The following is a 23,326-nucleotide window of genomic DNA, read 5'->3' as shown; positions in this document are numbered from 1 at the left end:
TTAACCGCGTGTTAACAGCCAGTATGTTTTTGGTTTGTTCGCTTTTCATTGGCCGCATTCCGGCCCTCGCGGTAGGATGGCCGGCATGACACAGACGATTCGCATTATCGGCATCGATCCCGGCCTTCGGCGCTGCGGCTGGGGCGTCATCGAGACGCTCGGCAATTCACTGCGTTTCGTCGCATCCGGTACGGTGACCTCGGACGGGGACATGGATCTCGCCTCGCGCCTGTGCCAGTTGCATGACGGCCTCGCGGAAGTGGTGCACGGCTACCAGCCGCACGAGGCGGCCGTCGAACAGACGTTCGTCAACAAGGATGCGGTCGCCACCCTGAAACTCGGCCAGGCCCGGGGCATTGCCATGCTGGTGCCCGCCCGCGCCGGCCTGCCGGTTGCGGAATACGCACCGAACGCGGTGAAGAAATCGGTCATCGGCGTCGGTCACGGCGACAAGAAACAGATTCACATGATGCTGAAGATCCTGATGCCGAAAGTGGAGTTCAAGGGCAATGACGCCGCCGACGCGTTGGCCATTGCCATCTGCCACGCTCACAATCGCGGTGGCAACCGCATGCGGCAGGCACTGGCAGGGTAAAACTGCGACCCGTTTGTTCTTGACTTGTTCTCCGTCCGTCGATAAGTAATACCGCAGAGGTATTACCATGCGCGTCACCGAAAAAGGCCAGGTCACCATTCCCAAAACCGTGCGCTCCAACCTTGGTATCGAGGCGGGCAGCGAGGTCGAGTTCGAACTGCGCGATGGCGAGGCTGTGCTGCGGCGTGTCGAGCCCTCCCGTGAAGAGCGCGAGCGGCGTAGTCGCGAATTGACCAGTCATCTCAGGCGCCATCAGGGCACGATGTCTCTTGGTGACCTCACGGGCGACGAGTTTTATCGTTTGCTGAGGGACTGAGCTCGTGGCGACACTCGTGGATACCAATGTGTTGATTGACGTCTTTCACACGCCGAGCGCCTTTACCGATTGGTCGATGGTGCAGTTGGCGAATGCGCAAGCCCTCGGGCCGCTGCTGATCAATCCGCTGATCTATGCGGAAATGGCAGCAGGATATACGACGCGCGAAGAGCTGGACGCAGCGCTCGCACCAAATCTCTTCCGTCGCGAGGAGCTGCCTTGGGAAGCGGCCTTTTCGGCGGGCCACGCCTTCCTTCAATATCGCCGATCAGGCGGAGACCGACGCTCGCCGCTACCGGATTTCTATATCGGAGCGCATGCGATGATCCGAGGTTACCGCCTGCTCACCCGCGACGTTTCAAATTACCGGACATATTTCCCCTTGCTGTCCATCATCTCCCCCGATACCCACCCGCTTTCAGGAACAACCCCATGATCGGCAAGCTCAAAGGCACAATCGACGAGATCGGCGACGACCATGTGCTCATCGATGTCCATGGCGTTTGCTACGAAGCCTTCTGCTCGTCGCGCACCCTGTCGCGCATGACGGTTGGTGAAGCGGCGATCTTGTTCATCGAGACCTATGTGCGCGAGGATCAGCTGAAGCTTTTCGGTTTCGTCTCGGCGCTGGAACGCGAATGGTTCAACCTGTTGCAAAGCGTTCAGGGTGTTGGTTCCAAGGTCGCGCTGGCAGTGCTCTCCACCCTGACGCCTTCGGAACTGGCCAATGCCATCGCGCTGCAGGACAAGACGGTGGTTTCCCGCGCCCCCGGCGTCGGCCCGAAAGTGGCGATGCGCATCGTCACCGAACTGAAGAACAAGGCGCCCGCCTTTGCCGGCGAGGCCGCCGGCACGATCGGTTTCAAGCAGGAACTGGGCGAAGGTGTCGCCTCCGTGCCTGTCTCGGATGCGGTCTCGGCGCTCACCAATCTCGGCTACTCGCGCGATCAGGCGGCCAATGCCGTCGCCGCTGCGCTAAAGACGGCAGGCGAAGGGGCTGACAGCGCAAAGCTGATCAGGTTGGGATTGAAGGAACTGGCGCATTAAAATCGGACAAATGGGCATTCGTCGGAAAATGTGCTATTCTTAGGAAACCAGTATGGGAGCGCTCGATGAGGGTATGGGAAGCAACATTGTCAGCCAAGGGACAGGTTACCATTCCGCGAGAGATGCGCGAGGCGCTCAATCTGCGGGCTGGCGACCAGCTGATCTATAGCGTCGTGGATGGTGAAGTCATCATGACCCCAAAAAATATCGACCTCAAGGACCTGGCCGGTTTTCTCGGGGCCCCGCCGAACGGACCGGCAACACTTGAGGAAATCGAAGCGGCAACCGTCCAATCCGCCGGCGACAATGCGCTTGATACGGATGATGGCAGCGCCAACGTCGCCGCATGACCATGATCGGGCTTGATACCAATGTGGTCATCCGCCTTTTGACCAATGACGACCCTGCGCAAAGACGCGCAGCATTGCAATTTGCGGGCGGGCTGGGCGTAAAGTACACGGGATATATGACGCTCATTGGAATCGTTGAACTCGATTGGGCGCTAAGGTCGCGACTTGGGTTTTCCAGACAAGCTTCGCTGGGCGCCATCGGAAAGTTACTGCAGACACGCGGTCTGACGATCGAGCATCATGATCTCGTGGTAAAAGCGTTGCGACAAGCGGCCAGGGAACGAGCTGATTTCGCTGATGCCCTGATCGCGGCACGCTCGCTCAAAGCTGGGTGCACAACGATAAAAACCTTTGACCAAAAGGCCGCTGCCCGCGTGCCCGGAATGGAACTGCTCGCATGACAGACGATACTCGCCTCATCTCGCCGGAAAAGCGGGGCGAAGACCTCGACACGGCGTTGCGCCCCCAGTCGCTGGACGAGTTTACCGGCCAGGCGGAAGCGCGTGCAAATCTGAAGATCTTCATCGAGGCGGCGAAAAACCGTGGCGAGGCGCTGGATCACGTCCTGTTCGTCGGCCCGCCGGGGCTTGGCAAGACGACGCTGGCACAGATCATGGCCAAGGAACTCGGCGTGAATTTCCGCTCCACCTCCGGCCCTGTCATCGCCAAGGCCGGTGATCTTGCTGCGCTTCTCACCAATCTCGAGGAACGCGACGTGCTGTTCATCGACGAAATCCACCGCCTCAACCCGGCCGTCGAGGAAATCCTTTACCCGGCCATGGAGGATTTTCAGCTCGATTTGATCATCGGCGAAGGCCCGGCGGCGCGTTCGGTTAAGATCGATCTGTCGAAATTTACCCTCGTCGCCGCCACCACCCGTATCGGCCTTTTGACCACACCGCTGCGTGACCGTTTCGGCATCCCGGTGCGGCTGTCCTTTTATACGGTCGAGGAACTGGAAGGCATCGTGCGCCGTGGGGCGCGGCTGATGGGCCTTGCCATGACCGACGACGGCGCGCGCGAAATTGCCCGCCGCGCCCGCGGCACGCCACGCATTGCCGGCCGCCTTCTGCGCCGGGTGCGCGACTTTGCCGAGGTTGCGCGCGCCGAAGCCGTGACAAAGGAGATCGCCGACGAGGCGCTGGTGCGCCTCAATGTCGACCATGCCGGCTTCGACCAGCTCGACAAACGCTACCTCAATATGATCGCGGTCAATTTTGCCGGCGGCCCGGTGGGCATCGAGACCATCGCCGCCGGTCTTTCCGAACCGCGCGACGCGATCGAGGATATTATCGAGCCCTACATGATCCAGCAGGGTTTCATCCAGCGCACCCCGCGCGGTCGTGTGCTGACCGCGACAGCCTGGAAACATCTGGGCCTGCAACCGCCAAAGGATATGGAAGCAGCGCAATTTCGAATGAGCCTGGAAGACGAGTGATCTCGGCATGCTGACAAGGCGAACCCTGATCAAAGGCGCCTTGACCGTCGCGGCCAGCCTCTTTGCATTGGCCGCCTATCCTTTCGTCGAGGTGATGGCGCGTCCGCGCATCACCCGCAATGCGCTGATACCGACCGGCTGGACGCCCGGACTGAAACTGCGCATCGTTGCACTCGCGGATGTTCACGCCTGCAATCCCTGGATGACCGTCGACCGGATCAGGCAGATCTGCACGACAGCGAACCGACTGGATGCCGACATCATCCTGCTTCTGGGAGATTATGTCGCCGCCACCCCTATGGTGACCGACCCTGTGGAACCCGCCGAATGGGCATCGGCGCTTGCCACGCTCAACGCGCCGCTTGGCGTTCACGCGATCCTCGGCAACCATGACTATTGGCATGACGATGCTTTTCAACAATATCCGCAGGGACCGAACCTTGCCCGTGAAGCTCTCAAAGGCGTCGGCATAGCCACCTATGTCAATCAGGTCGCAAGGCTGGAGAAGGATGGCAAACCATTCTGGCTGGCTGGCCTTGGTGATCAGATGGCTCTGCACGGCAGCCGGTTTACCGGACTGGACGATCTGCCGAAAACCTTGTCGCAGATGACCGATACCGCCCCTGCCATTCTGATGGCACACGAGCCTGATATTTTTGCGCAGATGGATGACGCAGGCAAAAGCATGGGTCTTGTTCTGTCCGGCCACACCCATGGCGGCCAGATCAACATTTTCGGCTGGCGACCTGTGGCCGCTTCCGCAGGCTCACGCAGATATCCCGCCGGTCACTATCGCGAATTCGGGCGCGACCTTATCGTCTCGCGCGGACTGGGCTGTTCCGTATTACCGATCCGGATCGGTTCGCGCCCGGAAATCAATCTCATAGAATTGGGGTAATCTATGCCGCAGGACCTGCGCATCCGCAAGAAATTCAAGCCCGGTCGTATCTTTCAGATGCGCATTGCCGGGCTGGCCTTTCGCGAAAACCATGTTCTCGTCCACCGCGCCGTGCACGAAAATTTCTGGACCTTTCCGGGCGGCCGCGCGGAAATGGGCGAGACCTCCGAGGAAATGCTGGCCCGTGAAATGGTGGAGGAGCTGGGCGTGACTGCGCAAATCGGTCCGCTTCTCTGGGTTGTCGAGAACTTCTTCCGTTACGAGGAAAAGGATTGGCACGAACTCGGTTTTTACTTCCGCATGAACTTGCCGGAAAGCTTTCCTTTCCATCCGACCGACATCGTCCATCGCGTCGTCGATACCCACGAACTTGAGTTCAAATGGGTGAAGGCAACGCGCGAGAGCCTGAAGGCGCTCGATATCCCGCCTTACTTCATTGCCGACGAGATAGAAACGCTGCCGGCGTCGCCACGCCATGTGGTCTGGCGCGATGGCGATCTGGATGTGAAAAACTGAGGCTGGCCAGTAGCGTTTCCCGAACTGTCTGAGCGATGAAACCCATGACCGCGGCTCAATCCAAGGATTGACGCCGAATGGCGCATGTCCGGATCATCTACGAAGGCATGACTTATACGTCCGCAATCGTCTCAGGCGCTTGAACCTCTTCGAGCGCGACGGCCGTTGGAAAGGGCAGGAAGCGGGCAAGATGATCGGCCTTTATCTGAGCCTGCAGGGCGAGCCGTTTACCGATGACATTCCCGAGGAGCCGGAGGAGCATCTCGAACTCGGACCCGATGTCGACAACCAGTGGCTGCAGCTCCGATTAGCGTCTTCAAGGACCGCAACCTGCGCAGTCTCGATGGTCTCTCCCCTGTTTATGACGGACCGGGAACGTTCAATGCTCTGACGGGCGAGGACTGGTCAGAACCGCCGGGCATGCTTGGGACCTACGGAGACGACGCTTTCGGCCCGGCAGGATTGATATCTCGATCGACGAAAAAGCGCTTTGCCGGCTTCGTTTGCAGGGCGAAACCGAAAGCGGGATTGCATTCGAGGTGGATTACGCCGCCCTTCTAGGCGTCAGTCTCACCAACTATACTGGCCGGGACGCAGAGGACCGGTTCCGGCGCTGGTTCGCTACAAGCCCGAAATCGGACGATTTCAACTGGGAGCGGCGCGTTTTCAGAAAGAATCACGATCCTGACCAGCACAGTCCGTGGGCACATTCAAGGCTGCACGATCGCTGTTTACCCAATGAAAACGGCCGCCGGACAGATGTCCGCGGCCGCCGAGGCTTGTGAAGCCGAATGCGAGAGTTTACCCCCCCGCCTTTGATGGAAAACTCAGGCCGAAAGCTTGGCCATGACTTCGTCGGACACTTCGAAGTTCGAATAGACGCTCTGGACGTCGTCATCGTCTTCCAGCGTTTCGATCAGCTTCATGATCGAACGCGCCTTGTCTTCGTCGACGTCGATCGTGTTCTGGGGCTTCCAGATCGCCTTGACGGTTTCGGCTTCGCCAAGCACGCCTTCCAGCGCCTTGGACACTTCGTTCATGTCCTCGAAACCGCAATAGATCGTGTGGCCGTCTTCGTCTGAAACAACGTCATCGGCGCCAGCTTCGATTGCCGCTTCCATGACCTTGTCGGCATCGCCGACAGAGGCCTTGTAGGTAATTTCGCCGACGTGATCGAAGGAGAAGGACACCGAACCGGTTTCGCCGAGCGCACCGCCGGCCTTGGAGAAAGTCGAGCGGACGCTCGATGCGGTGCGGTTGCGGTTGTCGGTCAGCGCCTCGACGATGACAGCCGTGCCGCCCGGGCCGTACCCTTCGTAACGGATCGCGTCGTAGCTTTCGGCATCGGCGCCCGATGCCTTCTTGATCGCGCGGTCGATATTGTCCTTCGGCATGGATTGCGCCTTGGCGTTCTGAACGGCCAGGCGCAGCGCCGCGTTCATCGCCGGGTCGGGCAGACCGGTCTTGGCGGCAACCGTGATTTCGCGCGCGAGCTTGGAGAACATTTTCGAACGGATACCGTCCTGCTTGCCCTTTCGGTGCATGATGTTCTTGAACTGTGAATGGCCAGCCATGGCACCCCTGCATCATTTGGTATGGAATGGCCGCCTTATAGTTTCGATGGGCCTGCTGTTCAAGGGGGCGCACAGTCGGCAGGCCCTGCGCTTTCGCCCCGCAGCGGGCGGAACAAAGCTTGTCCCTCGCCGTTTCCCGCACCGAACCGCGACGACGAGAACCGGACCAGAAGGAGATAGTTCATGGCAAGCCTGACCGAAGCACGCGAAGCCCCCGCCCGCCAGCTCTGGGACGAGATCGCCGAGATCCATGCCGGCATGCTCGGCATAGAGGGATCGCGCATGCATATGCAGCCGATGGCACCGAATGCCGATCCGAAAACCAACACGATCTGGTTCTATACCAAGACCGATACCGATCTCGCCCAGGCCATCCGCCCGGGCACGCGCGGGCACTTCTGCGTGGTCGGCAAGAACCACGATTATCATGCCTGCCTCGGCGGCACGCTGGAACTGCGGCCCGATCCGGCCAAGATCGACGAATACTGGAGCAGCGTCACTGCGGCCTGGTACGAGCATGGCAAATCCGACCCGACGCTGACGATGATCGCCATGCATGTCGACGATGCCGAAATCTGGGCGTCTACCGACAGCACGCTGAAATTTGGCTGGGAAATCGCCAAGGCCAATTATTCCGACGAGAAAATGCCCGACGTCGGCGTCAAACAGCACCTCACCTTTGCTTAAAGATCCCTCCTCCGTCATCCTCGGGCCAAGCCCGAGGATGACGACCGAGAGGCCGAGGACGACACCCGAAAAGCCGGCGGAGAGAGTAGAGGACGCCGCCAACCGCCCATTATAACCCCTTCGGCACCATGATCGTCGGCTTTTTCGGCAGACTGCGCATCGACACCAAAATCACATCCTCCTTCGCATAAACGATGTCGAATTTCGTATCGAACATCGAGAGAAACGCATCCAGCGGAGGCCCGAAGCGGTGCATGGGCAGGATCAATGACGAGCGCAGTCTCTGCACAACCCGGCTCATGCTGTCAGCCCCCATGGTCAACCCGCCATCCACCGGCACCATCAGCACGTCGAGCCGGCCGATCTCGGTATATTGCTGCTCGTTCAGTTCAAAATGCAGATGCCCGAGATGGCCGATACAAAGCCCCGCCACCTCGAAGATGAAGATGGAATTGCCGTTCTCCTCGATGCCGCCGCCCCAGTTGCGAATGTCGGACACGACATTGCGGATATAGGCATCACCGACCACGATATTGTGTTTTGCCCTTTCGCCCGACACATCGCTCCAGCCGTGCAGCACGGTGGCGATGCCTGGATCGGGCGTCAGCGTGTAGTGAGTGGAATGGGCCCGGTTCATGGTGACCACGTCAGGCAGGCGATAGGGCTTGTAGACACCGCTGTAATCGGTGGCGATGCCGATGCCGCCGGGCGTTTCGATGAAATAGGTGGAATGGCCGACAAAGGTGATTTTCACCTCTTCCCTGTCCGCCATCGCCATGGTCTTGCCGGCCTGTGCCTTCCAGATCGGCAGAGGCGCGGACGGCGTGAAATTTGCGTAAGTCGCGCGCGGCACTGCTTGCGCGATCGCATGGCACTGGCTGACCGGCAATTCGAGCTTCTGGGCAAAGGCTGCGGCGGGTGCAAGCAGCAGCGCTGCAACAAGACGGAAGGCGAAAGCGCGTCGCATCAGGCCACTCCCGAGAACCTGCGTTCATTCCCGGAAGAAAGGATGCGGCAAGCGCGCAGTCCGGTCCAGCCGCTTTCACTGCGCACTGCCTCACAATCGTGTCATTCGGATTTTCGCGGTTGCGGACAGGACCGTAAGGATGCAAGCGCCGCTTAGTCGATCAGTATTACCGCCAGAAACTCGGAATATTCTCGGCCAGCCGCGGTCCGATCCTGAGCGGCTCGATCTTTTCCGCCAGACCCGTCGCGTCCGAAATCTCGACGCCGACGCCGCAAAGCGTGGCCGGGCCGGATGCCGCCTCGAAACGGCCTTTCGGCATTTTCGAGATGAAGCGGTTGAGCGGTTCTTCCTTGTCCATGCCGAGCGAGGAGTCGTAATCGCCGCACATGCCGGCATCCGACATATAGGCCGTGCCGCCGTTCAGGATCTGGTGATCGGCGGTCGGCACATGTGTATGGGTGCCGACGACCAGCGAGGCGCGGCCATCGACGAAATGGCCAAAACACTGCTTTTCGCTGGTGGCCTCCGCATGGAAGTCGAAGACGATCGCATCGACCTGATCCTTCAAGGGCGCGGCCTCGAGGATCGCCTCGGCCGACTTGAAGGGATCATCGAGTTCCGGGTGCATGAACACCCGGCCCATGATGTTGGCGACGAGCACGCGCGCGCCGTTGCGGGCGTAAAACACACCCGAACCCTTGCCGGGTGTACCGTTGGGATAGTTCGCCGGGCGCAAAAACTGGTCGTGGCGACCGGCAAAGGTCACGGCCTCCTTCTGATCCCAGACATGGTTGCCGGTCGTCACCACATCGGCGCCGGCATTGATGGTTTCCAGAAAGATGTCTTCGGTAATGCCGAAGCCGCCGGCCGCGTTTTCGCCGTTGACGATGACGAAATCAAGCTTCAGGTCGGAGACGAGACCCGGCAGCCTGTCCCAGACGGTCGTGCGTCCGGTCTTGCCCACCATGTCACCGAGAAACAAAAGGCGCATGCTCTTCCAATCTATGCCTCTATCGACGGGCCGAACGCCCGTGCCTCAGGCGAAGGTCCGGTAGCCGCTTTCCGTCAGGATCGCGTCCAGTCTGATATCGTGAGGTTCAGCCGGCACTGATGCCACTTCCTGGCAGTCGAATGCAATGCCGATCAGCCGCGGAAACAGGCCTTTTTGGTGCATTTTGTCGATGGCGCGGTCGTAATAACCTCCGCCATAGCCGATCCGGTTGCCGCAAGCATCGAAGGCCGAAAGCGGCACAAGCATGATCTGCGGCTCGAGAACTGGCGCGTAGGCTGCCGGGCCATAGGTTCCAAAGCCCATGGCGATCAGGTCCGCATCGGACAGGTATTCGCGAAAGACGATGTTTGTCTTGTCGAGAATGGCCGGCAGGCACAGGCGCGCGCCTTCCTGCCTCAACCCTGCCATCAGCGGCTTCGGATCCACCTCCGAACGGATCGGCAGGAAACCCGATACGACCAGTCCCTGAGACACCGCGATCGCGCCGAGGCCATAGGCGGTAAGCGAAAGGTTCTTCTCCAGCCGCTCTTTTGAAGAAAGCGCATCACGGGCGGCAAGCCGCCCGTTACGCAACAGCGCCTTTTGCGGCGAAGACGGCATCACTCCTGATCCGTGACGCGGCTCACCAGAAGCTTGTCGATACGACGGCCGTCGAGATCGACGACCTCGAATGTCCAGCCGCGGGTCGTGAATTTCTCGCCCAGTTCCGGCAGGTGTTTCAGCTCGTCGAGAACGAAGCCGGCCACGGTTTCGTAGCCCGGGTCCTCCTCGATGGAGATACCCATCTGATGACCGAACTCGTCGACCGGCATCCAGCCGGCAACCAGGTAGGAACCGTCGTCGCGCGCCACGATGGAAGGCTCCTCGACCTCGTCCTCCTGGAACACGCCGGTAATGGCTTCCAGAACGTCGCCCGACGTGATCACGCCTTCAAAATGGCCGTATTCGTCATAAACGAGGGCCATGTGCGCGGGCGCCTTGCGCAGAGCCTGAATGACATCGAGCGCGCCCGCCAGATCGGAAACGACGGGGGCGTCGCGCAACGAGGTTTTCAGGTCGATAAGATTGCCGCCGGCCATGAAGTCATAGGCATCCTTGACGAACAGCACGCCGATGATCTCATCCGAACTGCCCTTGCGCACCGGCAGGCGGGAGCGATGCGTATTGCGCAACTGGGCGCGAATTTCCTCGACGTCGTCCTCCGTGTCGATCACCTCGACATCGCGGCGCGGTGTCATGAGGCCGCGTGCCGTGCGGTCGGCCAGGCGCATGACGCCGGAGATCATTTCCGATTCACCGCTTTCGATCACGCCGGCGCTTTGCGCCTCGGCAAGAACGGTGCGGATTTCCTCGTCGGTGACACGCTCCTCGTTGTCGCCGCTCTGGCCGAGCAGTTTTAGGACGGTGCGGCCGGAAATGTCGAGCAGCCAGACGACCGGTGCGCCGATCTTGGACAGAAGCCACATGGCCGGCGCGACGCGTGAAGCGACCGCTTCGGGATTGCGCAACGCCACCTGCTTGGGCACCAGTTCGCCGATGATCAACGACAGATAGGTGATGATGACGACGACCGTGCCGACGCCGAGCCAGTCGGCGAGGTTTTCCGACAGGCCCTGGACTTCGAGCCAGCCGGTCAGGCGCGCGCCGAGCGTAGCGCCGGAAAAGGCGCCGGACAGAACGCCGACCAGCGTGATGCCGATCTGCACGGTGGACAGGAAGCGGCCCGGATCATCGGCAAGATGCAGCGCCGTGGCTGCTCCGCGGTTGCCCTGCTCGGCCATTACCTTGAGACGGATGGGGCGCGAGGAGACGACGGCGAGTTCCGACATGGCGAGAACACCGTTGAGGACCGTGAGGCAGACCACGATGAGGATTTCGGTTAACACAAGAAGCTCTTTGATTGGAACTGGAGGATCCGGCCGAGGTGCAGGCGGATAGGACCGCTGCATTCGTCACGCCGGAATGAAAAGGCGCCTGCGCGGCAAAAGCGCAGGTCCGGCGTCTCAGCAATGTCTCACACAGCGCTCGGAAAACCGCCGCCGGTTCAGGGATGTCATGGTCCTAAATCCATCAATATGAAATCAAGGATAGGGTTCCGGTCTTCACTTGGCAATGGCGCAGGTCGCATGAAATCGGGCAAAATGTTTTCGGCGCGGCCGCTTACGCCTGCAGATCGATGGGAAGTTCGGCACGGGTGCCGACGGGAACCGCCACGTAAGTCATGACGGAGCCGAGCGTGGAGGCCATGGATTTGATGATCCGCGTGCCAAGGCCGGTGCCTTTCGGCGCCGCATCGTCGAGGCATCCGATGCCGTCGTCCTCGACGGCGAGCAAGGCGTGCGTGTCGTCGGAGCGCTTGAAGATCACCCGCACTTCACCTTCCGAACCGGTCGGATAGGCGTATTTGATCGCATTGGTCAAAAGTTCGGTGACGATCATGCCGACGGAGACGGCACGGTCGGAAGACAAGGAGATCGCCTCCGCCTCCAGGCGGATCGACGGGCCCTTGTCGCCCATTTCGACGGAGCGCTGCACTTCCTTGACCAGGGTCTCGAGATATTTGTCGATTTCGACCGTGCGCACGTCGTCGGATGTGTAGAGGCTGCGGTGCATGCCCGCGATGGCGGAAATGCGCGCCTGCGTCTCGGTAAGCGCCTCCTTCACCTCGTCGCTGCGGCTGCTCGTCACCTGCAGGCGAATGAGCGCCGCCACCAGCGCCAGGCTGTTGGCGACCCGGTGATTGACCTCGGCCAAGAGCACTTCGGCGCGCTCCTTGCCAATACGTATTTCCGCCTCCGCCTTTTCCTTGGCGCGGCGCAGTTCGGCATTGGTGATGGCCTGGCGGATGGCATTTTCCATCAGCGACCAGAACTCTTCGCCGATGGTCTTGATGACATAGTCCGCAGCGCCGTTCTTGAGGGCGTCGATGGCGATCGTCGCTTCGCTGGAACCGGTGACGTAGATGACCGGCAGTTCGATGCCGCGCTCTTTCAGACCACGCAGCACGTCCTGCCCGGTTTCGGCCCGCAGGTAATGATCGAGCACGATCGCGTCGATGCCGCCTTCCGCCGCCAGCGCAAGGCCGGTCGCGCCGTCCACGGCATGTTTCAGCGCATAACCGGCACGGCCGAGAAACCGTTCGGCGAGCCGCCCGAGAGCGACGTCGTCATCGATATAAAGAACGGTCTGCGGCATCGGCACGGCGGCCTTTTCATTCAATGGGAGTTCAGGGGATCTGCATGACCGAGAAGAACAGGCCCAACTGCCGGATGGCATTGGCGAAACTGTCATATTCGACCGGCTTGGTGATGTAGACATTGGCGCCGAGATCGTAACAGCGCTGGATTTCGCGCTCGTCGTCGGTTGTGGTCAGAATGACGACGGGCAGACGCTTGGTATGCTGGTTCGACTTGACCCGTTCCAGAATGTCGATACCCGACATGTCCGGCAGATTGAGATCGAGCAGGATCAGCAGGTATCGTCCCTGCGACACGTCGCCGGAGCGATCCGCCCCGAGGATATAGTCGAGCGCAGCGTTTCCGTTGGTGAAGGGGACGATCTCGTTGTTGACGCCGGCCCGGCGCACATTCTTCTCGATGAGGCGGGCATGGCCCTCATCGTCCTCGATCATGACGATGGTGACTTCCTTACCGGCAGCTTTCATGGCCCGTTGCTCCTGACATATTGGGACAAATCCACGGGCAGACGGATCACGAATGTGGAACCGCCCCCCAGCGTGGACGCGACCGTAATGTCCCCACCTAAATTTCTGACTAACGATCGCACGTGGGCCAGACCAATACCCTCACCGGACTGATCCTGCAAACCGGAACGGCGAAACAGTTCGAAAACCCGTTCGTGATCTTCCGGCGCGATGCCGCGGCCATTGTCGGCAACCTCAATGCGGACCGCCGAGCGGCCGACAGGATAGGCGCGCACGGAAAGCTGCAAGGGCTTGTCCGGGTTGCGGTATTTCACGGCATTGTCGAACAGGTTGCCGAATATCTGCTCCAGCGAGAAACGGTCCGACACGAGACCGCGGGCCGCCTGCACGGCGATCTTCACCTCGCCGCCGGCATCGACCACCTGATGGTTGATCGAATCGGCCGTCATCGACAGCATCTCGGCAAGGTCGATGCGCTCCGGCTTCAACTCGCGCCGTCCGTCGCGGGAAATCTTCAAGATGGCGTTGATGAGGCCATCCATTTTCTTGGTCGACGAACGGATGAACCCGATCGCCTCGGGAAGATCCTCCTCGACGGCCAGACGCGCCTGTCGCACCGCCGCCTCGCTCGGCATTCCCTCGGCCAGAACATAGGCGCGGATATCCTGCATCGTGGTTTCCAGCTCGCTGGTAAAGCCCATGATGTTGACGAGCGGCGCACGCAGATCATGCGATACGATATAGGCGTAGCGCTGGATCTCGCTATTGGCGCGCATGAGGTCTTCGGTGCGCTCGTTGACCCGTTCCTCGAGATTGGTGTTGAGTGCTTCCACCTGACTGCGCGAACGGTTGAGCGCCCCGACATGCTGCGCGACGATGGCGATGGCACCACCGACAACGATGAGAATAACGACGCCGCCGCCGAGACTGACCCATTGCAGGCTGTCCGACGATTCCCGCAATTCGCCGATGCCATGAACGAGCCGCGTATCCATGCCTGCGACGGTGCCATTCAGAATGGCCGACATCCGCTCCATGATGAGGCGACCGGAATCATTGCGCACGATGGCGACCGCGCCGTCGATATCGCCGGCATTCATGCGCGCGAACGTTGACTCCATCTCATGCGTCTTGTCAGCGATCAGCTGACGCAGTTCATCGAGCGGCACCGATACGAAGCTCTGCGCGCCGGCGGAGCGCTCAAGTTTCTGGAATTGGCCTGGAATGGCGTCGCGCGCCTCGTTGAAGGAGCGCAGGAATGCCGGATCACGGGTCAGGAGATAGCCGCGCTGCGCCGTTTCCGCACTCTGGACGCGCAGCAGAAGGTCGGCGGAATTGCTGCGCAGCGCACGCAACCGTGTCACTTCGTCGAAGTAGTCGCGCGTGTTCTGAGCGAGGAAAAAGGACGACAGCACGATACCCAGCATGATCACGCCGCCGATCAGCAGCATGAGCAGCGACGAGCGCGCAAAGGTGTTGTTCAAGATGGCCATGCGTTCAGCGTAAACTCCCCGCGCGTACAAGTGGTAATGAGCGGAAGAAAGTCAAGGAGTTAGAGACCGTTATACAGAAACGTGCCGGTTGAGGATCATGGACGCCTCCAAACTGGGGAACGACGCGAACCCTGTTCCTTGCCCCTCGCCGAAACCATGACCGGCCCCAGGGCCCTCGTCACGACAGAAACTTCCGGACGATATCGTCCTCCGGTTCGGAACCGCTGAACTCATTCAGCAGCCGCTTGGCGATCTGCTTGCCTTCCGGGCTGACCAATTGCACATCCCGCATCGCACAGACCCGCACATGGGCGTTGTAGATGCGGTGCAATTGCTCCGGAGTATATGTCCTGCCCTCAGTCATGACGGCGAGATAGGGCAGGATCGCCTCGAACGCAGGGCACGGTGGATAACATTTTCGGCAACGTCTTCGAACAGGCGCAAAACTCGCCAACACGACCGCCCTCCGCAAGGAGGGCACGTGCCGGCGCGATGAAATATCGAGAAATTCAGGTGCGATCCGCGGCGACCGATGGAGGTTTACGATCCTGGGTGCCTACAAACGTAGGTGGGCGCCATATGTCCAAGCCCACGGGCCTGGCCAGGGACAGCTCCCTTTGGATCGAGTATGGCCCCAGGGATTGTGGTTCCTGTCGGGAAGCGCAGAACGCGATAGGCAATATAGGCGGTGATACTCCATGCCGCCAGAGGCCGAAAACGTTTGCACCCGGTTTTTATTCGGACCGCGCCGAAGCGTCGCCGGGAGACATCGGCCTTCGCCGGCCTCGCGATCAGCCCTGCGCCGGCTCCGGATGGCGGGCCGAAAGCTTTGCGGTCATGTCCTGCAGGCGCGCCGTCAATTCCTCGACCGCGGATACCATCAGGGCCTCGTTGCGGGCCTTGTCCTGAGCGGCGCCCTCGCCGCTTGCACGCAGGCCGTCGATCTCGTTTTGAAGGTTCTTGACCCTGCGGTCGAGCTCGGCCAACTCGTCCATGATCATGATGCCGGCCATCACGGTGATGCGCAGATCGCCGATTTCCCCGAACTGGCTCTTGAGATGTCCGACATACTGGTCGAAGCGGCCGGCCAGCGTTTCCAGATGCTGTTCCTGGCCGGCTTCGCAGGCCATGCGATAGGCCTTGCCGTCGATCGTTACCGTGACCTGCGCCATCTGATGCTCAATCCCACTCTTTACCGATCGAGCACGGCGCGGATGGTCTCCATCGCCGTGACCAGACGCCGCGATACTTCGCGATTGACCTCTTCGAGCCGGTTGGCTCGAAACTCGGACTGATCAAGTTCCTGCGCCAGCCTTGCCCGGTCGGCATGCACGCGGCGCACCTCGCCATCGACTTCCGCGCCCATGCGCTGCCGCTCGGCGCGTGCGTCGATTGCGTTTTCCAGCCCGCCGATCGCGGACTTCAGATCTGAAATGGCAAGCTCCAACGACTTGTCCGTCGGCATCTTCCGTCTTCCCGGTGCATGCAGGAAAGCGACGAATCGCACATACCTGACTGTCCAACAGAGATCACAGATTATGCACCGGCATGGGACGGGTCAATAAAGCACCGTCTTTACCGACCCGTCTATCCTGTGGATCGACCAGTTCTTTTAGCATCCGCGGCCGACTATGCGACCCACATCCGGACTGTACCGAAACGCCGCACTTGCAGGAACGCGCCCGGTCCCCATTTGTTGACTTGCGTGACGCACCTGATAAGGATCAGACGCTCCCTTTAGAGGGCCCGCCCAAGGGCCCGGTGACCGAACCTCGGACGATAGTGGATAAGCCATGACTTCTCGCGAACAAAACGACCGGATGGCGAATGCGATCCGTTTTCTTGCCATGGATGCCGTCGAAAAGGCGAATTCCGGTCACCCCGGCATGCCGATGGGCATGGCCGACGTGGCGACGGTCCTGTTCTCAAAATACCTGAAGTTCGATCCGTTGAAGCCGCACTGGCCGGATCGCGACCGCTTCGTTCTGTCGGCAGGCCACGGCTCGATGCTGCTCTATTCGCTTCTGTATCTGACCGGCTACCCGGACATGACCGTGGATGACCTCAAGGGTTTCCGCCAGCTTGGCTCCAAGACCGCCGGCCACCCGGAATACGGCCACGCGACCGGTATCGAGACGACCACCGGCCCGCTCGGCCAGGGCATCGGCAATGCCGTCGGCATGGCGATCGCCGAACGCAAACTGCGTGAGGAATTCGGCGCCGATCTGCAGGATCACTATACCTATGTGATCAATGGCGACGGCTGCCTGATGGAAGGCATCAGCCATGAAGCCATCGCGCTCGCCGGTCATCTCAAGCTTAACAAGCTGATCCTGTTCTGGGACAACAACTCGATCACCATCGATGGCGCCGTGTCGCTGTCGGATTCGACCGACCAGATCGCCCGCTTCAAGGCCGTGCATTGGAACACGATCGAGATCGACGGCCATGATCAGGCTGCGATCGCCGATGCCATCGAGCAGGCCCACAAGTCTGACCGCCCGACCTTCATCGCCTGCAAGACCGTGATCGGCTTCGGCGCGCCCAACAAGGCCGGCAGCCACAAGGTTCACGGCTCGCCGCTCGGCGGCGACGAAATCGCAGCGACCCGAAAGGCGCTCGGCTGGGAATACGAGCCCTTCGTCGTTCCCAACGACGTTCTTTCCGAATGGCGCGCTGCCGGCACCCGCTCGGCGGATGCCGTCAAGGCGTGGGAAGGCCGTCTCGAACAGTCCGCCAAGAAGGCCGAGTTCGAGCGCCGTTTCGCCGGCGATCTGCCGGAAGGTTTTGACGCCGCGATCAGCGACTACAAGAAGAAGCTTGCGGAGACCAAGCCGACCATCGCCACCCGCAAGGCCTCCGAGGATGCGTTGGAAGTCATCAACGGCTTCCTGCCCGAAACGCTGGGCGGTTCGGCCGACCTGACGCCGTCCAACAACACCAAGACCAGCCAGATGGTGTCGATTACGCCCACCGATTTCTCCGGTCGCTACATGCACTGGGGCATTCGCGAGCACGGCATGGCATCGGCCATGAACGGTGTCGCGCTGCATGGCGGCCTGATCCCCTATGGCGGCGGCTTCATGATCTTCTCCGATTATTGCCGCCCGCCGATCCGGCTTGCCTCGCTGATGGGCATCCGCGTAATCCACGTCCTGACGCATGACTCGATCGGCGTCGGTGAAGACGGTCCGACCCACCAGCCGGTCGAACAGATGGCTTCCCTGCGCGCCATCCCGAACCTGATGATGTTCCGCCCGGCCGATGCCGTCGAGACCGCCGAATGCTGGCAGATCGCGCTGTCGACCAAGGACCGTCCATCGGGCCTGGCGCTCACCCGCCAGAACCTGACGACCGTGCGCACCGAATATTCGGAAGAGAACCGTTCGGCCAAGGGCGCCTACACGCTTTCGGGCGATGCCGATGCCAAGGTAACGATCTTCGCTTCCGGCTCGGAAGTCGAACTCGCCGTTGCCGCTGCAAAGACGCTCGGGGAAAAGGGCACGTCGGTTCGCGTCGTCTCCGTTCCCTCGACCGAACTCTTCTTCGAACAGCCGGATGCCTACCGCGCCGAGATCATCGGTTCTTCGCCGGTCAAGATCGCCGTTGAAGCCGGCGTTCGCGAAGGCTGGGATGCGTTCATCGGTCCGGAAGGCACGTTTGTGGGCATGAAGGGCTTTGGTGCTTCCGGCCCGGCCAAGGACGTCTTCAAGCATTTCGGCATCACCGCTGATGCCATCGTTGCCGCAGCCGAGGCAAACATCTGATTTTTAAATGCCGCTCCCGATCAAATGGAGCGGCGTCTCACCGACCTCTATCAAAGTCCCATCATTCAGGGAGAAAGTTCCACATGACTGTAAAGGTTGCCATCAACGGCTTTGGCCGTATCGGCCGTAACGTCCTTCGCGCCATCGTCGAGAGCGGTCGCACCGACATCGAAGTCGTCGCCATCAACGACCTCGGCCCGGTCGAGACCAATGCCCACCTGCTGCGCTACGATTCGATCCACGGCAAGTTCCCGGCCGAGGTAAAGGTCGACGGCGACACCATCACCGTTGCCGGCGGCAAGCCGATCAAGGTCACTGCCGTTCGCGATCCGGCCCAGCTGCCGCATGGCGAACTCGGCGTCGACATCGCGCTCGAATGCACCGGCATCTTCACCAGCCGCGACAAGGCCGCCGCCCATCTGACCGCCGGCGCCAAGCGCGTCATCATTTCGGCACCGGGCGACAATGCCGACCTGACGGTTGTCTTCGGCGTCAACCACGACCAGCTGACCAAGGACCACCTGGTCATCTCCAACGCGTCGTGCACCACCAACTGCCTCGTGCCGGTGGTCAAGGTTCTCGACGACGCCGTCGGTATCGATCACGGCTTCATGACCACGATCCACTCCTACACGGGTGACCAGCCGACGCTCGACACCATGCACAAGGACCTGTACCGCGCCCGCGCCGCAGCCCTGTCGATGATCCCGACCTCCACCGGCGCCGCCAAGGCTGTTGGTCTCGTCCTGCCGCACCTGAAGGGCAAGCTTGACGGCACCTCGATCCGCGTTCCGACCCCGAACGTCTCGGTCGTCGACTTCAAGTTCGTCGCCAAGCGCGACACCACCACCGCTGAAATCAACGAAGCCATCAAGGCTGCCTCCAACGGCACCCTGAAGGGTATTCTCGGTTACACCGAGGAGCCGCTGGTTTCGCGCGACTTCAACCACGACAGCCACTCCTCGATCTTCGCAATCGACCAGACCAAGGTGCTCGAAGGCAACTTTGTGCGCATTCTCACCTGGTACGACAACGAATGGGGTTTTTCCAACCGCATGGCCGACACGTCGGTCGCACTGGCAAAGCTCATCTGACCGAGCGACATATGAACTGCAAAAGGGCGCCTCGGGCGCCCTTTTTCATTTGAAGGGCTTTATCCCGAAGCCTTTTCTCTGCACCTCTGATGCCCGGCCCGGCGGGCTTTGCCGAGCCGCGAAAAAGGCCGCCATGAAGATCGCCTGCCGCCGGCTGTCCTGCCTTCCGCACGCCCTCCAGCCCCGCGCCGGACTGGCTTTGCCGCGGGTTGCCCCTCAGGTCAAAGATGACGGGTTGATGCGCCACCCGAAACTGTCGTAGATCGCTGGGGTCGGCCTCGTTTCTAGCGGACACTTGAAGCGATTTTGAAGGCAATGGTGCACCGCCCGCCTAAGGCGCGGCCCTGCATTGGAGGAGTAATAACTTGCCTGAATTTGAACAGACTCTCGGCGCAGGTGCGCTGATTTCCATTGCTGCCGGCGCAGTCGCGCTATTGCTGCTACTGATCATCCAGTTTCGCATCCACGCTTTCGTGGCGCTGATCCTCGTCAGTTTCCTGACGGCACTGGTCACGGGCATTCCCGCGGCAAATATCCTGACCACCCTGACCTCCGCCTTCGGCTCCACGCTCGGTGGCGTCGCCCTTCTGGTGGGCCTTGGTGCCATGCTGGGCCGCCTGCTGGAAGTATCCGGCGGTGCCCAGGCGCTTGCCGACGACCTGGTGCGGCGCTTCGGCGAAAAACGCGCGCCGATGGCGCTCGGCATCGCATCCCTGTTCTTCGGCTTCCCGATCTTCTTCGATGCCGGCCTCGTCGTCATGCTGCCGGTCATGTTCACCGTCGCGCGGCGCCTGGGCGGCAGCCTCCTGCTTTACGGCATCCCGGTCGCCACCGCGTTTTCGTGCATGCACGTCTTCGTGCCGCCGCATCCGGGCCCTGTGGCCGCTTCCGAACTCCTGGGCGCCGATGTCGGCCTGCTCATCATCGTCGGCTTGATTGTGGCCATTCCAACCTGGATCCTCGCTGGCCACGTCTTCGGCCAGTGGATCGGCAACCGCATCTACCTGCCTGTTCCGGAGAACGAAACGGAAGAGAAAAGCGCGGAAGAGCCGACCATCCTCCCCAGCCCCGGCCTCGTCGTGGCGCTGCTGCTCTTGCCGCTCATTCTGATTTTCATGAACACGGGCCTCGATTTTGCCCGCGCACAAGGCTGGGTAGACAAGGGCGCCAGCTGGTTCCAACTCGCCCGCGCCATCGGCTCCACACCGATCGCGCTGCTGATTTCGGTTCTCGTTGCCGCCTATGTTCTTGGTCCGATGCGCGGTCGCGATCCGGTCAAGGTTGAACGTATCGTCGATTCGGCTCTCGGCCCGGTCTGCTCGGTCATCCTGATCACCGGTGCCGGCGGCATGTTCGGCGGCGTCCTGCGCGCGTCGGGCATCGGCAACGCCCTGTCGGGTGCGCTTTCCGATATCGGCATGCCGGTCTTCGTCGCGGGCTTCCTGATCGCCACCGCATTGCGGGTTGCGCAGGGCTCGGCCACCGTCGCGCTGATTACCGCGGCCGGCCTCGTGCAGCCCGCCATTCAGGCAGCCGGTTACCAGGGACTCGAACTGGCTTCCATCGTCATTGCGGTTGCCTCCGGCTCGGTCATGCTATCGCATGTCAACGATTCGGGTTTCTGGCTGGTCGGCCGCTTCTTCAACATGGACATCAAGACCACGTTCAAGACCTGGACCGTGATGCAGACCCTGATGGGTGTGATCGGCTTTGCGCTGTCCGGCCTGATCTTCTGGGCCGCTTAAACGCTTCAATTGGACGCTTCGATCATCGAAAGGCGGGCCGCGGCGACACGGCCCGCCTTTCGTGTGTTAAATTTACCCTCTGCCCTTCTCTTGCCCCTTTTACCCTTGCCATATGGGCCACTGCGCGATTCCCGCCGGCCTTGGCCGGATCCACGTTGCATCTCCGTTTTCGTCCTCCATTGACGAAGTCCGGCCCGTCCTTGCGGTGCCGCAACACGGATGCCATGACCGGAACCCGGCAGTGCGGTGAATATGTGGAAAGGAAAGGCACGCGGTGGAGGCTTTTTACATCATCCTGCTGGTCGGCACCGTGCTGGTTCTGGCGGCGGCCTTTTCCAGCCTCATTGCCTTCCGCTTCGGCGCACCGCTTCTGCTTGTCTTCCTGATGATTGGCCTTGCCGCCGGATCGGACGGCCTCGGCATTCATTTCGACAACAACCCGCTCGCCTACATGATTGGCTCGCTGGCGCTGGCGATCATCCTGTTCGACAGCGGCTTCGGCACCTCCGTCCACTCCTTCAGGATCGCCGCCCTGCCGGCGCTCGCTCTCGCCTCGCTGGGCGTGCTTCTGACCGCCATCATCTTCGCCCTGGCGGCCTCCCTGCTTCTCGGCTTTTCGCTCCTGGAAGGCCTGCTGCTCGGCTCGATCGTCGCCTCGACGGATGCGGCCGCCGTGTTCTTCCTGCTGCGCATCGGCGGCATCCATATCCGCGACAAGGTGCGCTCGACGCTGGAAGTGGAATCCGGCACCAATGATCCGATGGCAATTTTCCTGACGCTCTCGCTGGTGCAGATCGTCAGCCTCGGTCACGGCGCAAGCGGCCTCAATATCGAATTGCTGGCCGAATTCGTGCAGGAAATGGGCCTCGGCCTCATCTTCGGTCTGCTCGGCGGCATGATGATCGTTTCCATCGTCAACCGTTTCGCCGCCGACCGCGGCCTTGCCCCGATCTTCGTCCTCGGCCTTGCCTTTCTGGTCTTTTCCTTCACCGGCACGCTCGGCGGCAGCGGCTTTCTTGCCGTCTATGTGGCAGGGATCTATGCCGGCAGCCGCAAGATCTTCGCCAAGGAAACGATCCGCCGGTTCCAGGACGGACTGACATGGCTGGCGCAGATCATCATGTTCCTCGTGCTCGGCCTGCTCGCCACGCCGTCGCAATTCGGCGATATCGCGCTGCCCGCCGTAGCGCTCGCGCTCTTCCTGATCTTTGTCGCCCGCCCGATCGCCGTCTGGCTGAGCCTCCTTCCCTTCGACTTCACGCAGCAGGAGATCGGCTTTTTCGCGTGGGTGGGCCTGCGCGGCGCCGTCTCCATCCTTCTCGCCATCCTGCCCGTCATGGGCGAGGTGCCGCATGGACAGGTCTATTTCAACACCGCCTTCATCATCGTTCTCGTCTCGCTTCTTGTGCAGGGCTGGACGATCAAGCCCGTGGCGCAGAAACTCGGGCTGATCATCCCGCCGCGCATGGGGGAGGTCGACAAGCTGGAACTCGACCTGCCCGGCCGCGCCAATCACGAACTGATCACCTACCGTGTCGCAAAGGACAGCGCCGTCCTGAGCGGCGAGCGCATCCCGCGCTGGGCAACGCCCTCGCTGGTCATTCGCGACGGTCGCAGCATGCGCTACCAATATGCCGGACGCCTGAGAGAAAACGATCAGGTCTATCTTTTCATCGCGCCTGGTTATTCGCGCCTGCTCGACCGTCTGTTTGCCAGCCGCCTGCCGGTGGAAGAGGACGACGCGGACTTTTTCGGCGCCTTCGCCATCTCTCCGTCAAGGCCCGCAAAGGAGCTGGATGCCGCCTATGGTCCGGGCCTGCTGACATCAGCCGAACAGGGCATGACCGTTTCCGAACTGATCCTGCATCGCCTGAGCGGGCACGCCGAATATGCCGACCGCGTCAGGCTCGGCTCGATCATCCTGATCGTGCGCGACCTCGACGAACAGAACCATATCAGCGGCGTGGGCATTTCGCTGGAACCGGTGGAACCGGCCACCGGCCTGCCGATCTTCATCAACATGCGCGAGATCGCCCACCGCATCCGCGACGCGCTCCGTCGCTACCGCGCACGGGCACGGCAAGGCCGAAAGAAGACTGCCGTAGAATAGGGGCGGACCTTGGGCCCACGCCACCGATCGGGTGTCTGAAGGAAATCGCCATC

Annotated in this window: 26 protein-coding genes and 1 other RNA gene; 15 read left to right on the top strand and 12 right to left on the bottom strand. The window is 61.1% G+C overall.

Annotated elements, in window-relative coordinates; genetic code table 11:
- The first annotated feature begins 85 nt into the window (after nt 1-85).
- From ruvC to ACQKKX_RS01500, 10 genes are all read left to right on the top strand, one after another.
- Complete coding sequence (gene ruvC, locus ACQKKX_RS01545; RefSeq protein ID WP_427568134.1) at nt 86-595, top strand: crossover junction endodeoxyribonuclease RuvC; 510 nt, start codon at nt 86-88, stop codon at nt 593-595.
- 67 nt (nt 596-662) lie between these two features.
- Nucleotides 663-911 (top strand): AbrB/MazE/SpoVT family DNA-binding domain-containing protein, encoded by a 249-nt coding sequence (locus ACQKKX_RS01540; RefSeq protein WP_427568132.1) that lies wholly within the window; start codon nt 663-665, stop codon nt 909-911.
- A gap of 4 nt (nt 912-915) precedes the next feature.
- Entirely contained in the window at nt 916-1,347 is a 432-nt protein-coding gene (locus ACQKKX_RS01535; protein WP_427568130.1) for a type II toxin-antitoxin system VapC family toxin, read from the top strand.
- The gene (gene ruvA, locus ACQKKX_RS01530; protein WP_427568128.1) at nt 1,344-1,958 is read left to right on the top strand and encodes a Holliday junction branch migration protein RuvA; all 615 of its coding nucleotides are present in this window, start codon (nt 1,344-1,346) and stop codon (nt 1,956-1,958) included. Before ACQKKX_RS01535 ends, ruvA begins: the two co-directional genes overlap by 4 nt.
- Nucleotides 1,959-2,023: 65 nt before the next feature.
- Nucleotides 2,024-2,308: an AbrB/MazE/SpoVT family DNA-binding domain-containing protein gene (locus ACQKKX_RS01525; RefSeq protein ID WP_427568126.1), complete on the top strand. Its 285-nt coding sequence runs from the start codon at nt 2,024-2,026 to the stop codon at nt 2,306-2,308.
- The gene (locus ACQKKX_RS01520; protein WP_427568124.1) at nt 2,305-2,709 is read left to right on the top strand and encodes a PIN domain-containing protein; all 405 of its coding nucleotides are present in this window, start codon (nt 2,305-2,307) and stop codon (nt 2,707-2,709) included. Before ACQKKX_RS01525 ends, ACQKKX_RS01520 begins: the two co-directional genes overlap by 4 nt.
- The gene (gene ruvB, locus ACQKKX_RS01515; RefSeq protein ID WP_427568122.1) at nt 2,706-3,746 is read left to right on the top strand and encodes a Holliday junction branch migration DNA helicase RuvB; all 1,041 of its coding nucleotides are present in this window, start codon (nt 2,706-2,708) and stop codon (nt 3,744-3,746) included. Before ACQKKX_RS01520 ends, ruvB begins: the two co-directional genes overlap by 4 nt.
- A gap of 7 nt (nt 3,747-3,753) precedes the next feature.
- A complete protein-coding gene (locus ACQKKX_RS01510; protein WP_427568120.1) occupies nt 3,754-4,644 on the top strand; it encodes a metallophosphoesterase in 891 nt (296 codons plus the stop codon).
- A 3-nt stretch (nt 4,645-4,647) separates the two neighbouring features.
- Nucleotides 4,648-5,160 carry an NUDIX hydrolase gene (locus tag ACQKKX_RS01505; protein ID WP_427568118.1) on the top strand — a complete coding sequence of 171 codons (513 nt, stop codon included), beginning with the start codon at nt 4,648-4,650 and terminating at the stop codon, nt 5,158-5,160.
- 139 nt (nt 5,161-5,299) lie between these two features.
- Nucleotides 5,300-5,551: a hypothetical protein gene (locus ACQKKX_RS01500; RefSeq protein ID WP_427568116.1), complete on the top strand. Its 252-nt coding sequence runs from the start codon at nt 5,300-5,302 to the stop codon at nt 5,549-5,551.
- Between the two features lie 436 nt (nt 5,552-5,987).
- Here the strand turns inward: ACQKKX_RS01500 and ACQKKX_RS01495 are convergent, their stop codons facing one another.
- Complete coding sequence (locus ACQKKX_RS01495; RefSeq protein ID WP_427568115.1) at nt 5,988-6,734, bottom strand: YebC/PmpR family DNA-binding transcriptional regulator; 747 nt, start codon at nt 6,732-6,734, stop codon at nt 5,988-5,990.
- 183 nt (nt 6,735-6,917) lie between these two features.
- Between ACQKKX_RS01495 and ACQKKX_RS01490 the strand changes: the two genes are divergently transcribed.
- Nucleotides 6,918-7,421 (top strand): pyridoxamine 5'-phosphate oxidase family protein, encoded by a 504-nt coding sequence (locus tag ACQKKX_RS01490; protein WP_427568113.1) that lies wholly within the window; start codon nt 6,918-6,920, stop codon nt 7,419-7,421.
- 109 nt (nt 7,422-7,530) lie between these two features.
- On the opposite strand, the gene ACQKKX_RS01485 is transcribed toward ACQKKX_RS01490, so the two are convergent.
- The 11 genes from ACQKKX_RS01485 to ACQKKX_RS01435 all read right to left on the bottom strand — a co-directional run bounded on the left by ACQKKX_RS01485 (nt 7,531) and on the right by ACQKKX_RS01435 (nt 16,022).
- Nucleotides 7,531-8,388, bottom strand: a complete 858-nt coding sequence (locus tag ACQKKX_RS01485) for an MBL fold metallo-hydrolase (RefSeq protein ID WP_427568111.1) — start codon at nt 8,386-8,388, stop codon at nt 7,531-7,533.
- A gap of 166 nt (nt 8,389-8,554) precedes the next feature.
- On the bottom strand, nt 8,555-9,379 hold the full coding sequence (locus ACQKKX_RS01480; protein ID WP_427568109.1) for a TIGR00282 family metallophosphoesterase: 825 nt from the start codon (nt 9,377-9,379) through the stop codon (nt 8,555-8,557).
- 45 nt (nt 9,380-9,424) lie between these two features.
- Nucleotides 9,425-10,000, bottom strand: a complete 576-nt coding sequence (locus ACQKKX_RS01475) for a 5-formyltetrahydrofolate cyclo-ligase (protein WP_427568107.1) — start codon at nt 9,998-10,000, stop codon at nt 9,425-9,427.
- Nucleotides 10,000-11,286, bottom strand: coding sequence for a hemolysin family protein (locus ACQKKX_RS01470; RefSeq protein ID WP_427568105.1), 1,287 nt, complete (start codon nt 11,284-11,286; stop codon nt 10,000-10,002). Before ACQKKX_RS01470 ends, ACQKKX_RS01475 begins: the two co-directional genes overlap by 1 nt.
- A gap of 274 nt (nt 11,287-11,560) precedes the next feature.
- The gene (locus tag ACQKKX_RS01465) at nt 11,561-12,619 is read right to left on the bottom strand and encodes a sensor histidine kinase (protein ID WP_427568103.1); all 1,059 of its coding nucleotides are present in this window, start codon (nt 12,617-12,619) and stop codon (nt 11,561-11,563) included.
- A gap of 7 nt (nt 12,620-12,626) precedes the next feature.
- Complete coding sequence (locus ACQKKX_RS01460) at nt 12,627-13,064, bottom strand: response regulator (protein ID WP_427568101.1); 438 nt, start codon at nt 13,062-13,064, stop codon at nt 12,627-12,629.
- Entirely contained in the window at nt 13,061-14,557 is a 1,497-nt protein-coding gene (locus ACQKKX_RS01455; protein WP_427568099.1) for a sensor histidine kinase, read from the bottom strand. The genes ACQKKX_RS01460 and ACQKKX_RS01455 overlap by 4 nt, the downstream gene beginning before the upstream one ends.
- A gap of 178 nt (nt 14,558-14,735) precedes the next feature.
- Nucleotides 14,736-15,011: a hypothetical protein gene (locus ACQKKX_RS01450; RefSeq protein WP_427568097.1), complete on the bottom strand. Its 276-nt coding sequence runs from the start codon at nt 15,009-15,011 to the stop codon at nt 14,736-14,738.
- A 59-nt stretch (nt 15,012-15,070) separates the two neighbouring features.
- Nucleotides 15,071-15,229, bottom strand: a non-coding RNA gene (ssrS, locus tag ACQKKX_RS01445) — 6S RNA.
- A gap of 119 nt (nt 15,230-15,348) precedes the next feature.
- Nucleotides 15,349-15,729 carry a cell division protein ZapA gene (locus ACQKKX_RS01440; protein WP_427568095.1) on the bottom strand — a complete coding sequence of 127 codons (381 nt, stop codon included), beginning with the start codon at nt 15,727-15,729 and terminating at the stop codon, nt 15,349-15,351.
- 20 nt (nt 15,730-15,749) lie between these two features.
- Nucleotides 15,750-16,022: a DUF4164 domain-containing protein gene (locus ACQKKX_RS01435; protein ID WP_427568093.1), complete on the bottom strand. Its 273-nt coding sequence runs from the start codon at nt 16,020-16,022 to the stop codon at nt 15,750-15,752.
- 328 nt (nt 16,023-16,350) lie between these two features.
- Between ACQKKX_RS01435 and tkt the strand changes: the two genes are divergently transcribed.
- The 4 genes from tkt to ACQKKX_RS01415 all read left to right on the top strand — a co-directional run bounded on the left by tkt (nt 16,351) and on the right by ACQKKX_RS01415 (nt 23,273).
- Entirely contained in the window at nt 16,351-18,324 is a 1,974-nt protein-coding gene (gene tkt, locus ACQKKX_RS01430; RefSeq protein ID WP_427568091.1) for a transketolase, read from the top strand.
- A gap of 83 nt (nt 18,325-18,407) precedes the next feature.
- Nucleotides 18,408-19,418, top strand: a complete 1,011-nt coding sequence (gap, locus tag ACQKKX_RS01425; RefSeq protein ID WP_427568089.1) for a type I glyceraldehyde-3-phosphate dehydrogenase — start codon at nt 18,408-18,410, stop codon at nt 19,416-19,418.
- Nucleotides 19,419-19,783: 365 nt separating this feature from the next.
- Nucleotides 19,784-21,163 (top strand): GntP family permease, encoded by a 1,380-nt coding sequence (locus tag ACQKKX_RS01420; RefSeq protein ID WP_427568087.1) that lies wholly within the window; start codon nt 19,784-19,786, stop codon nt 21,161-21,163.
- 274 nt (nt 21,164-21,437) lie between these two features.
- A complete protein-coding gene (locus ACQKKX_RS01415) occupies nt 21,438-23,273 on the top strand; it encodes a potassium/proton antiporter (protein ID WP_427568085.1) in 1,836 nt (611 codons plus the stop codon).
- Nucleotides 23,274-23,326: the final 53 nt, after the last annotated feature.

Origin of the sequence: Neorhizobium sp. NPDC001467 (assembly GCF_050275975.1) — a bacterium.
Classification (GTDB): Bacteria; Pseudomonadota; Alphaproteobacteria; order Rhizobiales; family Rhizobiaceae; genus Neorhizobium.
Note: the sequence above shows the minus strand (reverse complement) of the source record. Positions and strands in the feature narration are given on the sequence as shown.

Bases quoted from the DNA above. Each gene is read 5' to 3' on its own strand.
- tkt (WP_427568091.1), top strand. From the start codon at position 16,351: ATGACTTCTCGCGAACAAAACGACCGGATGGCGAATGCGATCCGTTTT.
- gap (WP_427568089.1), top strand. From the start codon at position 18,408: ATGACTGTAAAGGTTGCCATCAACGGCTTTGGCCGTATCGGCCGTAAC.
- ACQKKX_RS01475 (WP_427568107.1), bottom strand. From the start codon at position 10,000: ATGCCGTCTTCGCCGCAAAAGGCGCTGTTGCGTAACGGGCGGCTTGCC.
- ACQKKX_RS01495 (WP_427568115.1), bottom strand. From the start codon at position 6,734: ATGGCTGGCCATTCACAGTTCAAGAACATCATGCACCGAAAGGGCAAG.
- ACQKKX_RS01460 (WP_427568101.1), bottom strand. From the start codon at position 13,064: ATGAAAGCTGCCGGTAAGGAAGTCACCATCGTCATGATCGAGGACGAT.
- ACQKKX_RS01505 (WP_427568118.1), top strand. From the start codon at position 4,648: ATGCCGCAGGACCTGCGCATCCGCAAGAAATTCAAGCCCGGTCGTATC.
- ACQKKX_RS01540 (WP_427568132.1), top strand. From the start codon at position 663: ATGCGCGTCACCGAAAAAGGCCAGGTCACCATTCCCAAAACCGTGCGC.
- ACQKKX_RS01510 (WP_427568120.1), top strand. From the start codon at position 3,754: ATGCTGACAAGGCGAACCCTGATCAAAGGCGCCTTGACCGTCGCGGCC.
- ACQKKX_RS01455 (WP_427568099.1), bottom strand. From the start codon at position 14,557: ATGGCCATCTTGAACAACACCTTTGCGCGCTCGTCGCTGCTCATGCTG.
- ACQKKX_RS01520 (WP_427568124.1), top strand. From the start codon at position 2,305: ATGACCATGATCGGGCTTGATACCAATGTGGTCATCCGCCTTTTGACC.
- ACQKKX_RS01480 (WP_427568109.1), bottom strand. From the start codon at position 9,379: ATGCGCCTTTTGTTTCTCGGTGACATGGTGGGCAAGACCGGACGCACG.
- ruvA (WP_427568128.1), top strand. From the start codon at position 1,344: ATGATCGGCAAGCTCAAAGGCACAATCGACGAGATCGGCGACGACCAT.
- ACQKKX_RS01440 (WP_427568095.1), bottom strand. From the start codon at position 15,729: ATGGCGCAGGTCACGGTAACGATCGACGGCAAGGCCTATCGCATGGCC.
- ACQKKX_RS01435 (WP_427568093.1), bottom strand. From the start codon at position 16,022: ATGCCGACGGACAAGTCGTTGGAGCTTGCCATTTCAGATCTGAAGTCC.
- ACQKKX_RS01485 (WP_427568111.1), bottom strand. From the start codon at position 8,388: ATGCGACGCGCTTTCGCCTTCCGTCTTGTTGCAGCGCTGCTGCTTGCA.
- ruvC (WP_427568134.1), top strand. From the start codon at position 86: ATGACACAGACGATTCGCATTATCGGCATCGATCCCGGCCTTCGGCGC.
- ACQKKX_RS01490 (WP_427568113.1), top strand. From the start codon at position 6,918: ATGGCAAGCCTGACCGAAGCACGCGAAGCCCCCGCCCGCCAGCTCTGG.
- ruvB (WP_427568122.1), top strand. From the start codon at position 2,706: ATGACAGACGATACTCGCCTCATCTCGCCGGAAAAGCGGGGCGAAGAC.
- ACQKKX_RS01525 (WP_427568126.1), top strand. From the start codon at position 2,024: ATGAGGGTATGGGAAGCAACATTGTCAGCCAAGGGACAGGTTACCATT.